Annotated in this window: 10 protein-coding genes; 5 read left to right on the plus strand and 5 right to left on the minus strand. The window is 42.9% G+C overall.

Translation table 11 applies throughout. The features are described 5' to 3' along the window. Positions 1 to 34 precede the first annotated feature (34 nt). Positions 35 to 598 carry a TetR/AcrR family transcriptional regulator gene (locus E1160_RS10665; RefSeq protein ID WP_155155146.1) on the plus strand — a complete coding sequence of 188 codons (564 nt, stop codon included), beginning with the start codon at positions 35 to 37 and terminating at the stop codon, positions 596 to 598. Between the two features lie 2 nt (positions 599 to 600). Here E1160_RS10665 and E1160_RS10670 read toward each other — a convergent pair whose 3' ends face one another. Then, positions 601 to 2,835, minus strand: coding sequence for a primosomal protein N' (locus E1160_RS10670; protein ID WP_155155147.1), 2,235 nt, complete (start codon positions 2,833 to 2,835; stop codon positions 601 to 603). A gap of 124 nt (positions 2,836 to 2,959) precedes the next feature. Between E1160_RS10670 and fsa the strand changes: the two genes are divergently transcribed. Continuing rightward, on the plus strand, positions 2,960 to 3,613 hold the full coding sequence (gene fsa, locus E1160_RS10675; protein WP_155155148.1) for a fructose-6-phosphate aldolase: 654 nt from the start codon (positions 2,960 to 2,962) through the stop codon (positions 3,611 to 3,613). A 67-nt stretch (positions 3,614 to 3,680) separates the two neighbouring features. Beyond that, complete coding sequence (locus E1160_RS10680) at positions 3,681 to 4,418, plus strand: DUF484 family protein (RefSeq protein WP_155155149.1); 738 nt, start codon at positions 3,681 to 3,683, stop codon at positions 4,416 to 4,418. A gap of 194 nt (positions 4,419 to 4,612) precedes the next feature. On the opposite strand, the gene E1160_RS10685 is transcribed toward E1160_RS10680, so the two are convergent. Beyond that, the gene (locus E1160_RS10685) at positions 4,613 to 5,239 is read right to left on the minus strand and encodes an SCO family protein (protein WP_235914103.1); all 627 of its coding nucleotides are present in this window, start codon (positions 5,237 to 5,239) and stop codon (positions 4,613 to 4,615) included. Positions 5,240 to 5,479: 240 nt separating this feature from the next. Here E1160_RS10685 and E1160_RS10690 point away from each other — a divergent pair, with 240 nt between their 5' ends. Beyond that, positions 5,480 to 6,181 (plus strand): response regulator transcription factor, encoded by a 702-nt coding sequence (locus tag E1160_RS10690; RefSeq protein WP_155155150.1) that lies wholly within the window; start codon positions 5,480 to 5,482, stop codon positions 6,179 to 6,181. A gap of 23 nt (positions 6,182 to 6,204) precedes the next feature. Further along, positions 6,205 to 7,869 (plus strand): stimulus-sensing domain-containing protein, encoded by a 1,665-nt coding sequence (locus E1160_RS10695; protein WP_155155151.1) that lies wholly within the window; start codon positions 6,205 to 6,207, stop codon positions 7,867 to 7,869. 510 nt (positions 7,870 to 8,379) lie between these two features. On the opposite strand, the gene E1160_RS10700 is transcribed toward E1160_RS10695, so the two are convergent. From E1160_RS10700 to pepN, 3 genes are all read right to left on the minus strand, one after another. Beyond that, entirely contained in the window at positions 8,380 to 8,871 is a 492-nt protein-coding gene (locus E1160_RS10700; RefSeq protein ID WP_155155152.1) for a hypothetical protein, read from the minus strand. Positions 8,872 to 8,947: 76 nt separating this feature from the next. Then, positions 8,948 to 10,375: a dihydrolipoyl dehydrogenase family protein gene (locus E1160_RS10705; RefSeq protein WP_155155153.1), complete on the minus strand. Its 1,428-nt coding sequence runs from the start codon at positions 10,373 to 10,375 to the stop codon at positions 8,948 to 8,950. 97 nt (positions 10,376 to 10,472) lie between these two features. Beyond that, positions 10,473 to 13,103 carry an aminopeptidase N gene (pepN, locus tag E1160_RS10710; protein WP_155155154.1) on the minus strand — a complete coding sequence of 877 codons (2,631 nt, stop codon included), beginning with the start codon at positions 13,101 to 13,103 and terminating at the stop codon, positions 10,473 to 10,475. Positions 13,104 to 13,105: the final 2 nt, after the last annotated feature.

The following is a 13,105-nucleotide window of genomic DNA, read 5'->3' on the forward strand; positions in this document are numbered from 1 at the left end:
TATACAAAATAAACCAATCTGTTTATATTAAATTATGCAAAATTCGAAACGACAACATATTATTGAAAGCGCACTTCCCCTATTTAATGAATATGGGTTCCATAATACGGGTGTTAATTTGATTATGGAAAAAGCTAGAATTTCAAAGAAAACTCTCTATGCGCATTTTCGAACTAAAGACGATTTAATCGCAGCTGTCCTTCAATATGGGGATGCTATATCTCGAAATAATTTCATGCGAGTCGTCGATAAATCTTCAGAAGATCCAAAAGAAAGATTACTAGCTGCCTTCGATGCGACAAAGGATTGGTTTAATCAAAAAGATTTTTTTGGTTGCACGTTTGTAAATGTGATCGCTGAATATTCAGAAGATACCAGTCAGATTCGTAATATTTGCCAACAATCCAAAAAACTGAAACGTGACTATCTTTACGAAATTTGCCTTGAAGCAAACCTTAAAACGCCAGAGGCTTTAGCTGACAAACTTGCGCTCTTAATTGAAGGCGCCACGGTGACTGCGCAAGTTTCCAAATCTGACGAAGCTGCCAATACCGCAAAAATGATTGCCGTCCAATTAATCGAAGCTGCTTCGCCATAAGCCTAAAAGAAACTATAGGGATCAATATCAACCTGAACTCTGACGGATGAAGGAATCTTCTGGGCATTCAACCAGGGCTTCAATAATTTCTGGACAGAAATATTTTTACTTACCTTCAACAACATACGACGACGATGCTTCCCTCTTAAGACGGCCAAAGGTGCAGGCGTTGGTCCCAAAACAATAATCCCCTCGCCAAATGGGGCAGATTGCGCAAGACGCTTACTGACTGCATTGACCATATCCGGATCAGGGCCAGAGATAATTAAAGCAGCCAAGCGACCATAGGGCGGCATTTCCGCCGCCTCTCGCTGCTCTGCCTCAGCAGCCATAAACCCATCGCGATCCCCATTTGCAAGTGCGGCCATCACAGGTTCTTTTACATTACTGGTCTGAATCATCACACGCCCCGGACGATCAGAACGCCCCGCACGGCCTGCCACCTGATGCAAGAGTTGAAAACATCTTTCAGAGGCACGAAGATCACCGCCACTCAATCCCAAATCCGCATCAATCACCCCCACAAGTGTTAAATCCGGAAAGTGATATCCTTTTGCCACAATCTGCGTGCCAATTATCACATTGGTTTCATGCGAGGTCACCCGATCCACAAATGCAGAGGCCGCCACAGGTCCATATAAAGTATCAGAGGTCACAACTTCCACACGGGCATCAGGTAATAAATTTGAGACCTCTTCCGCCAAACGCTCCACCCCCGGACCACAAGCACGAAAACTATGCTGATCATTACATTCCGGGCATTCTGTAGGCATAGGGGCCTGATATCCACAATGATGACATTCAAGACGATTTGAAAAACGATGCTCCACCAACCACGCGGTACAATTGGGGCATTGCAAACGATGCCCACAAGTATTGCAAAGTGTAAGAGGCGCATATCCCCGACGGTTCAAGAACAACAAGACTTGCTCACCTTTGTCGAGCGTTTCTTTAACCGCATCTGCAAGTGGTGGGGATATCCATTGCTGTCGTCCAGGCTTATCTTTTAACAGATCAATTAAGGTCACTTCCGGTAAAACGGCCTGACCATGTCGTTCAGGCAGAACCAAATGATCAAAGCGCCCTTGAGATACATTAATCGTTGTTTCCATAGATGGTGTTGCAGAGGCCAATACCACGGGACAATTTGTAATCTGCCCACGCACGATCGCCATGTCCCTTGCATGATAGATCACGCCATCTTCTTGCTTGAAAGATGCTTCATGCTCCTCATCCACAATTATCAAACCAAGATCAGCAAATGGAAGATGCAACGCAGAGCGCGCACCAACAACGACTTTTAACCGACCCGCAGCAATCGCTTGCCAACAATCACGTTTTTTACTTCCGCCCACATCAGAGTGCCATTCACCCGGACGTACACCAAAGCGAGCTTCAAATCGTGATAGCCATTGTGCGGATAAAGCAATTTCAGGCAGCAGGATGAGTACTTGTTTATTCTGACGTAACGTTTCGGCTATTGCCTCAAAATAAACTTCTGTTTTACCGGACCCGGTCACACCATCTAACAAAGACACTGCAAATTTATGCTTCTTCACTTCTTCACAAATATGATCTGCAGCGTTTTTTTGCGCTTCTGACAATTTGAAACCTGTACTATCAGGATGAGGTTCAGGCCATAATCCACCAACAGGGATCATAATTGCATCCAGCGCATCTGCCGCCATTAACCCTTTTACCACGGAAGCTGACACCCCTGCCTCTCGCGCAATATCGGCGGATGACATAGGCGGGAATTCACGCACGACATTTAAAACCCGCTGACGGGCCGCAGTCATTTTTATAGAAATCTCCCCCTCTTTCGCGGTCAGAAGATATTTTGGCTTTTGCGGTTCAAAAACAGCGGGCACAGACATCGCCATTCGTAAAACAGCACCCGGAGCCGCTAAACAATAGGCCGCCATCCAATCTACAAATTTCCGGTTGGCTTCAGGCAAACGTCCAATATGAAGGACACTGTCTATATCTTTTAATTTTGAGGCCGCAACATCACTTTCTTCCGCATAGCCCCATACCACCCCAATCAATTTTCTTGGGCCAAGCGGGACTTTCACAAAATCACCGGGTGTCAGATCCATACCGTCAGGCACACCATAATCATATGTTCCAGCCAAAGGCAGCGGTAAAAGAACTTTTACCCGTGTTTTCTCTGCCCCCTTGACGAAGGGGTCATCTTTGGCGAAAAGGTCCTGTGAATATTGATCCGATGGGGCCATGAAACTGGTTTCTTCTGGTTGTTGCGAAAGTTTTACAATTTAAGACTAGGCAGACTAGAGCGATTCGGACAGAATTAATCATATGAGGCGAGCTCCCTCCACCCTTTTTTAACGGAAGAGATAAATGAAATTCTTCGTAGACACCGCAGATATCGACGAAATCAAAGACCTTAACAGCACAGGCTTGGTTGACGGCGTAACAACAAACCCATCCCTGATCGCACAATCCGGTCGTGATTTCTTAGAAGTTATCCAAGAAATTGCAGCTGTTGTTGACGGTCCGGTAAGTGCAGAAACAGTTGCACTTGACCATGAAACAATGCTGAAAGAAGGCCTAAAACTTGCTAAACTAGCTGATAATATCGCTGTTAAAGTGCCATTAACAGCAGATGGCTTGAAAACATGTAAAGTCCTATCTGACGAAGGCATTCCGGTGAATGTGACATTATGCTTTTCTGCTGGTCAGGCGTTGTTAGCAGCAAAAGCAGGCGCTGCGTATATTTCACCATTCGTTGGACGTTTAGATGATATCGGTCTTGATGGTATGGATTTGATCGCAGATGTTTGTCAAATTTATGCAAATTATGATTTCAAGACAGAAGTATTGGTTGCTTCTATCCGTGGCCCGGGTCACGTGATTGAAGCCGCTAAAATGGGTGCTGATGTTGGCACTCTTCCACCAAAAGCATTGCGTGCTCTGTATAACCACCCATTAACAGATAAAGGATTGGATGCCTTTATGAAAGATTGGGAAAAAACAGGTCAAACAATTCTGTAATTTCTTTTAGGGCAGGCAAGCATATTTCTTGTCTGCCTTATTTCTTTGATGTTGGAGAGATTTTCAAATGGCAGAACATACCATTCGCGCTGCAAATGAAAACCTGACTGCGGAAATAGTTGCTGACTATTTACGGGATCATCCTGATTTTTTATCTGGCTTTCCTGACTTACTTGGCATTTTGCAACCACCTTCCCGCGAAATGGGTGAAGGAGTAAGCGACCTCCAGCAAACAATGATCCATCGATTGCGTGATCAGGTAGAACGCACCGAAGATCTCGCCAATGTTATGATTGTTAACAGCCGCGACAACCTATCTAGCACTACACAGATTCATGAATGTGTTTTGCAACTGATGTCTACCGAATCCTTTGAGGAATTATTAGAAGTTATCAGCCGCGATCTACCTCAGATTCTGGAACTTGACTGTGTTGCTTTATGTGTCGAGAATGATGATATGAGTATGCCACCAATTGATGGCTTACGAGTCATTCCGACGACTCTCATTGATTATCTGCTGCCCGATGGAGAAGTTATCGCCTTACGTGACAACACCATGCCAGATCCAAATGTTTATGTCGAAAAATTTGAAGTGGTAAAATCTGAGGTTTTGGTGCGTTTAGAAATTTCACCAGAAGTTCCTCCGGCATTATTGGCATTTGGTAGTAGTGACCCAGAAAGATTTGACCCCGGCCAAGGTACTGAACTTATTCTTTTCCTTGCACAATCCATTTCCGAACTCATCCGTATCTGGCTTGCCCTACCAAGTCCTGAAGTCATTTTTGGTGACGATGACGACCAATAACCCTTGTCTGGATGAGTTAAGCAAAAGGTCAGATGTCAAGTTCACTTATGTAACCTTAACTTGGAAGCGTGCCCTTAAGAAAACAAAAATCGGTGACGTGGATGGAACTGTTAACAGGATCTATCAAAAACACCATCCCGCTACATTACGACAGAATGGTGTTCAATACTTGGAGTAATAATTACTGAAAGGATCTACTGAACCAAGGCTAAAACATCTTTGGCCATTTGTTCTGGCTTACTGCCATGCTTGAACATGGTTACAAACTCACCATTAGGATCCATTAGATATGTAAAAGCAGAATGGCTCATAACATAGTCACCATCTTCGTCCGGTTCTTCTTTATTAAAATAAACGCGATAAGCTTTTGCTGTTTTCGCAATTTCAGGTAATTCACCTGTTAAACCAACCATACGTTCATGGAAATGATCTGTATATTCTGCAATGGCGTCGGGCACATCACGTTCGGGATCAATAGTAATGAAAATTGGCGTTATTCTACTCGCTTTATCATCATCTTCATCTTCCATCATCGCCATTGCCTCTCCCATGACAGCAAGGTCGGTCGGACAAACATCAGGACAATAAGTAAAACCAAAATAGATCAACATATATTTACCAGCAAAATCTTTTTCAGTTACTGGTTTTCCGGCTTCATCAATCAAATTAAACGGACCACCTAATTCTACCTGTCCCATCGCCAAAGAGGAATTACTGCTCTTTTGTTGCGTTTGATACAAATATAAATATGTTGCAATCAACGCAGCCGCAGCCACAGCAAAAATCGCCATAAAGGCGGGCGACAGAATCAAGCGTTTCATAATTACTAATCCTTTAAACCGTTACATCCGAATAATCGGACATCATCTGCGATAGAAATAGGCAGCTATCCAAATAATTGCAAGTCACGAAATCGTAATAATAAACCACTTTTGCCACGTTGATTTCCTATTGATGCCCCAATTGTGCCTTAATTGGAATTGATTGTAGCATACTAGAAATTCCATTATGTTATGTAACAACCAAAGTTGAATGAGGGACTGGCATAAGCCAGACACAAAATGAGCCATAAGATTGCACTTGTCGACGACGATCGTAATATCCTGACTTCCGTTTCCATCGCCTTGGAATCAGAAGGTTTTGAAGTAGTCACCTATAATGACGGGGAAACTGCACTGGCAGGAATCAACACCGGCACCCCCGACCTGGCTGTCCTCGACATCAAAATGCCACGTATGGACGGCATGGAGTTATTACAACGTTTGCGCAAAACCAACACAATGCCTGTCATCTTCCTTACCTCAAAAGATGACGAGGTAGACGAACTCCTTGGTTTACGGATGGGGGCTGATGACTATATCAAAAAACCCTTCTCTCAACGCCTTTTGATTGAACGTATTCGCGCACTTCTACGCCGTAAAGAACTAGAAACCAGCGGCGGTGATAATTCCGCAGGCGGCGTCATGACACGTGGTAAACTGGTATTAGATTCTGATCGCCACATTTGTAGCTGGAACGGAAAAGTGGTGAACCTAACTGTGACAGAGTTTTTATTGATCAAAACATTAGCGCAACGCCCAGGTCACGTAAAAAATCGTGATCAATTGATGGATTCTGCCTATGGCGAAAATATCTATGTGGATGATCGTACAATTGATAGCCATATCAAACGCCTGCGTAAAAAATTCCGTGATATCGACAATGAATTTAATGAAATTGAAACCCTCTACGGGGTGGGTTATCGTTATAAAGAACCAGCCTAAAACCACTTCATTAAACGAATAATATGTTAAAAGCTGACCCCGCTAAGGCGCCCAATAAAACTCTACAACCGGAAAAAGGCTCGACGGTCAAAAAGTCCCGCTTTTTGACGCCTTTGGCACGTAAAATTTTAGCAATTAATATGCTAACGCTCGCCATACCGGTTGCAGGGCTTCTATATCAAGGCGTGTATAAGGACCAATTAATCCAGCAAGAATTAGAAGCCTTACGGACACAGGGTGAAATATTTTCCGGTGCATTAGGTGAAGCAGCAATCACTCGCTTAAACACTGGACAAGAAATTTTAAATCTGGTGCCTGCTCGACATATTATTCATAGATTATCTGTTCCGGGCCGCGTTCATGCCCGCCTGTTTTTGAATGATGGAAAACTAGCCGCAGATAGTGAAAGGTTAGGTGGACTCAATCAAATCGTTGAGGTCGAAGACTTACCTGAACATGATTCCACAGCCGAACAAATCCTAGAACCATTCTTGGAAATGATGGAAAACTTAACGGAATTCACATCCAGTCATGATCTCCCTCTCTATCCAAACAATGCCATTCCTGTTGCCAGTGATTTTCCAGAAGCACAAAACGCGCTACGCGGTGGAATCACAGGCGTTGTCAGGCAAAAATCAAATGGAAACTTGGTTCTATCAGTCGCCTTTCCAGTTCAGCGATATTATCAAATTGCGGGCGCATTAATGCTTTCAAAAGGTGGGGCAAAAATTGACGCTGCCATGCGCGAAATTCGCTTTAATCTATTAATTTTATCCGGGCTCGCCTTTGTCCTAACCATCAGCTTATCGCTTTATTTAGCAGCTAGTATCGTTAGTCCTATCCAACGTCTAGCCCATGCAGCCGAAAGAATTCGCGAAAATGTGGGCCGACAAGATGATATCATTCCAGACTTCACCTCTCGTCGAGATGCGATTGGTGAGTTATCAGGTGTTTTAAGAGAGATGACAGATGCATTACGAAAAAGACTATCCGCCATTGAAAGCTTTGCCGCAGATGTATCTCATGAGATTAAAAATCCTCTAACTTCTCTTAAAAGTGCCGTTGAAACTTTATCCTTTGCCAAAGATGAAGCACAAAAGAAAAAATTACTGCGGATCATTGAAGATGATGTTACGCGGCTTGATCGTTTGATAACCGACATTTCTGATGCCTCGCGTCTTGATGCTGAATTATCACGAACAGATGCAACGCCTGTCAACATGGCAGAAATGCTTGATACCCTCGTTGATATGCATAACACAACGGCCGAAGAAAGAAACCGTCCACAACTTCATTTAGATTGCCTTGGGAATGGTCCTTTTATGATCCAAGGGATAGAAGGGCGACTTGTGCAAGTTTTCAGAAATTTATTTGGTAACGCAGAAACATTTTCCCCTGACAACGGACGTATCTCAATACGCTTAGAAAGTAGCGACAAACAAATAACGATCACGGTAGAAGATGAAGGCCCTGGCATACCTGAGAATAAATTAGAGGCAATCTTTGATCGCTTTTATTCTGAGCGACCAGAGGGGGAAGCATTTGGAAAACATTCCGGTCTTGGCTTAGCGATTTCCAAACAAATTATCGATGCTCATCATGGTCGCATTTATGCCGAAAACCGACATAATCCTGACGGCAGCCCCAAAGGAGCACGCTTTATTATCAAGCTTCCTATGAGCAATTAATTCTTCTAAATATTGCTCTCATATGCCATGGATATACTGGGTGATATAATTTAATTTCTAGGGGAAAAAGAATATTCGGATTTAAGGCTCTTTGCCTCTTATATTTAGTCATTGGTGTCAGCTTTAACATATCCACTGTATCTGCAAGTGACTTACCAAAAAAAATTACGTTATCGACAACTGAATGATGTCCTTATACTTGCCCCAATAATTTTTCCTCTAAAGACGAAATCACAGAAGGCCTATTTGTTGAATACTTAACTTCTATTTTCGATTGGACAAATAACTTTTTGCAGCGCTTAGATAGCACCTTGGCTAAACTGGCGAACCCAAAACTTCTTTCTGAATTAATTACCAAATACACCCACTAAACAAATAGAAAAGCCCATGATACAAATCATGGGCTTTTCTTTGGCAAGAGTAACAAACTATATCTTTCTAAGGTGGGGCAAAACCAACCACGACATAGCTCATTACAGAGAGAGCTCTTTGTTTTGGAATTACTGTAAATTAAGCAACTTCCCCGGCAGCTTCCACACGACCAAGGATCGTCAAAGCACGGCTTCCTTGATCTACAGATTGAAAATCATGAGCCGCCATATCTTTATGCAATTTACCCTGCCATGCAGAAATCATATCCAAGGTAATTTTATCTTCCTCCAGAGCGCCGGAACGTTTTACCGGACCATCTGTCAGAATACGATGGTCACGGCGATTAATCGCACCTGCATCCAACAATAATGCCGCTAAGCGACGATTATCATCACGTGTCATATTACGTGGGTCAAATTTGCGATTGGCTAAACGAAATACCGCTTGAGTGTCAATTTTTACCGATGTCTCAAACCCATCAGGCAAATAATGCCGAGGCGCAGATCGTTTTACAGAAGATGCAGAAACACGTTCACGAGAAGGCGTCAGCAAATAAGGCTCTTGTGTTGTGCGGCTTAGCGCCTCTTCACGAGTCCAACCAAGCGCATTGAAAATATGTCCTAGCTTCATTTTTTGCCTCCTTAAATCTCTGAAAAACACATACTGAGATTAAGAAAGCAATTTTAATGCCACTCAGAACTATCAATCAGGAAAATTTCATCAGGAAGGAAACAATCTTACGAACACGATCAGAAAAAAGTTTCGGTGTATAATAGCTTCCAGCCACTCTTTTGGAAATTTCTGAACGTGTTGGATAAGGTAAAATCATTCCCGCAATATCTCCGATCTTTAATCCTTTTGAAATCGCCAAACACCATGGAGCAATTAATTCCCCTGCCCCATCACCGACCATGGTGCATCCGAGGATCTTACCTTTTTTATCAACAATAGCTTTTGCAAAACCTTTTGTTTTACCTTCTGCCTGCGCACGGTCATTTTCTTTAAAATGCCATTCCAACATATCATAATTATCGGCATATTTTTCTTTGACTGTTAACTCATTCACACCCACTTGTGCAATTTCAGGGGATGTATAAGTTACCCAAGGAACGGCTGAATGACTCACTTTTGCAGGCATTTTGAAAAGCGCATTTCTAATAACGATACCAGCATCATATCCAGCCATATGAGTGAATTGATATCCACCAGTTACATCACCGATCGCAAAGACACGTTTATTACTACTACGTAGTCTTTCATCCACTTCAATCCCGCGCGGAGAGAACTTGATATTTGCTTTTTCCAAATCCAAACCATGCACATTAGGTGCTCGCCCGACTGCCATTAAGATATGACTTCCATCGATAACGGCTTGCTCACCATTTTTTTCAATTTTGACTTCAATACCGGCTGCAGTTTTTGCAACGGATTGCACAGATGTTCCTTCATAGAGATCAATGCCATCCGCGACCAACTGCTCTCGTACGACTTGAACAGCTTGTTCATCATCTTTGTTCAAAATAGTTAATGCATCCACAACCGAAACTTTGATCCCAAGTTGGGCATGTGCTTGCGCCATTTCTGCGCCAATAGGACCGCCGCCAATAACCACTAGATGATCTATTTTCTCTTCATTAAAGAAAATGGTTTCATTGGTGAAATATGGCGTATCTTCAACGCCTGAAATGGGTGGCACAAAAGCAGATGACCCAGTGGAAACGACAATGTATTTTGCCTGAATAATCGTGTCGTTTACTTGTACTTCACGCGGCCCAACAAACTTGCCCGCCCCCTGATAAACTTTGACACCCAGACCTTCAAAACGTTCCACGGAATCATGTGGTTCAATGGTCTTAATAACTGAGTCCACATGACCGCGTATTGCTGACATATCAATCTTGGGATCGTCATATGTAACCCCGAAATTTGCTGCATGTTTATGCGATTGCGCTGCGTGGGATGCTGCAAGCAAAGCTTTTGATGGCACACATCCATAATTTAGGCAGTCGCCACCCATTTTGCCTTTTTCAATTAAAGCAACAGAGGCCCCCATTTGCACAGCACCTGCGGCAACAGACAAACCACCGGATCCGGCACCAATCACACAAATATCAAATTTCACTGTTTCGGTCATAAGTCACCTTTTTCATTCTGATATCTATCATGTAAGGCATATGGTCCAAAAAATCCCTTAAACATTGCCTAACATTTCTGTGATCGGATCGGATTTTTTAGACGAGTGACTTGCTGACCACCTCAAAAACATCTCGGCTTAAACCATCCACATCTGCAACACGTTGTAGCGCAGATTTCATTTTTATTTGACGGCCCTCATCAAATCTTTTCCATTGCCCTAATGGCCCCGCTAATCGCGCAGACACTTGAGGATTCATCTTATCTAATCGGATGATAATATCAGCTAAGAAGTTGTATCCGGAACCATCTGCTGCGTGGAAGCGAACCATATTACCTATACAGAATGATCCGACTAAAGCACGTAGACGATTTGGATTATTAAAATTAAAGACAGGATGATCCATCAATGTTTTCACATCAGATAATACATCAGGATGTGAGGAGATTGCTTGTGCACCTAGCCATTTATCCATCACAATTGCATTATCTTTCCAGATGTCGTGGAAATGATCAAAAACAGCCTTTTTCATTTCGCCCGGATAATCGGTGATCAATCGCATACCTGCGACTGCGTCCGTCATATTGTCAGCGGCCTCATAATGAGCCTTCAGTAATGCAGGCGCTTCATTAGCATCCGCAGCCGCCATATAAGCCAAAGCTGTATTGCGAAGATCACGCAAACCTGCTTGTTCAGCTGTTGGTTCAAATACACCATGAACGGTGGAATGATCATAGATTTCTTCAAAAACAGCTCTATGCGCTGTTGCCACAGCAACACGCAAGGCTTCACGTGCTGCGTGAATCGCATCTACATCAATCAAATCCATTTGTTCTGAAACGAATTCTTCAGATGGTAATTTCAATGCACAGGCTTTAAAGGCAGGTTCTAAATCTTCATTTCTGGCGATATGCCCCATAGCGGCAACAAAGTCGTTATCAATACTGAAATCTTTTCCAGTCTGATATTCAGCAACCATCTTGGTTAAGAGCTCTGCGGCATATTGTTGACCGGCTTCCCAACGGTTAAAGCTATCATGATCATTCCCCATCAGAAATGCCATTTCAGCTTGGCTTTGGCCTGTTTTTAAATGAATAGGTGCAGTGAAACCTCGATTTAAAGATAACACAGGCTTCGTCACAACATTTCCAAATACAAATGTTTGTTCTTCTTCTTTTAAATGCAAAAGATGTTCACTTGCTTCAACACCGTCTAGATAGCATTTCTGATCTTCACCGGCTTCACCTAAAAGGCCAACACGTAAAGGGATATGTAGAGACTGCTTGGACGCTTGTCCTGCCGTTGGTTTTGTTTCCTGTCGTAAGGTCAAACTATAACGTTGCGTTTCTTGGTCATAATCCGCAGATTTCACATCCACATTTGGCGTGCCGGATTGACTATACCATAATTTAAAATGTGTTAAATCAAAGCCACTGGCATCCTGCATGGCTGCCACAAAATCATCACATGTAACTGCTTGCCCATCATGACGTTCAAAATACAACTTCATACCTTTCTGGAAGTTTTCTTCTCCCAATAAAGTATGCATCATACGGATAACTTCTGCGCCCTTTTCATAAACGGTTGCTGTGTAGAAATTATTAATTTCAATATAGCTTTCTGGTCGCACGGGATGGGATAAAGGTCCTGCATCTTCTGGGAATTGACGAGCACGTAACATACGTACATCTTCAATGCGCTTTACGGCATGACTACGCTGGTCACCAGAAAATTCCTGATCTCGGAAAACGGTTAAACCTTCTTTTAAACTTAACTGAAACCAATCACGACAAGTGACACGGTTCCCCGTCCAGTTATGAAAATATTCATGGGCAACAATACCTTCGATGAGATCGAAATCTGTATCTGTTCCTGTTTTTTCATCTGCGAGAATATATTTATCATTGAATATATTCAGGCTTTTATTTTCCATCGCGCCCATATTAAAATCGGACACAGCCACGATATTAAAAATATTCAGATCATATTCCAGATCAAAGCGCGTCTCATCCCAGCGCATGGATCGTTTCAGACTATCCATCGCATAATCACAGCGTGTCTCATTTCCATGTTCCACAAAGATACGCAAGGTCACATCTTGGCCCGACTTAGTTGTAAAAGTGTCTTCTACTTTCGCTAAATCACCTGCTACCAACGCAAATAGATAACTCGGTTTTGCATGCGGGTCTTCCCAAACAGCGTAATGGCGTCCACCTTCCAATTCACCATTTTCAATATTGTTACCATTAGAAAGCAATACCGGATTTGTCTCTTTATCAGCACGGATTGTCACCTTATAGGTGGTCATCACATCTGGTCGGTCCATAAAATAGGTGATCCGGCGAAACCCTTCCGCTTCACATTGTGTACAATACATCGTGCTAGAACGGTATAGACCTTCAAGACGTGTATTGGCAGCCGGATTGATTGTATTTTGGATCGTTAACGTAAATTCGTCAGGCAAATCGGATAATGTCAGAAGTTCATCTGTCAATGTAAATTGATCTTCGCGCAATTCACGACCATTCACACGAATGGAATTCAAACCTAATTCTTCCCCATGTAAGACCAGATCATCATTTCCGCCATCGCAACGTTTTAAATATTGAGTTGCTGTTACCAAGGTAAATTCAGGTTCTAAATCAAATTCAAGTTCGACCCGCGACACCGAAAAAGCAGGCGCCGTGTAATCGGCAAGTTGTATAGCAACTGGTTGATCGACGCGCATAA

It is taken from the genome of Curvivirga aplysinae (assembly GCF_009711445.1).
Lineage (GTDB): Bacteria > Pseudomonadota > Alphaproteobacteria > UBA8366 > Aestuariispiraceae > Curvivirga > Curvivirga aplysinae.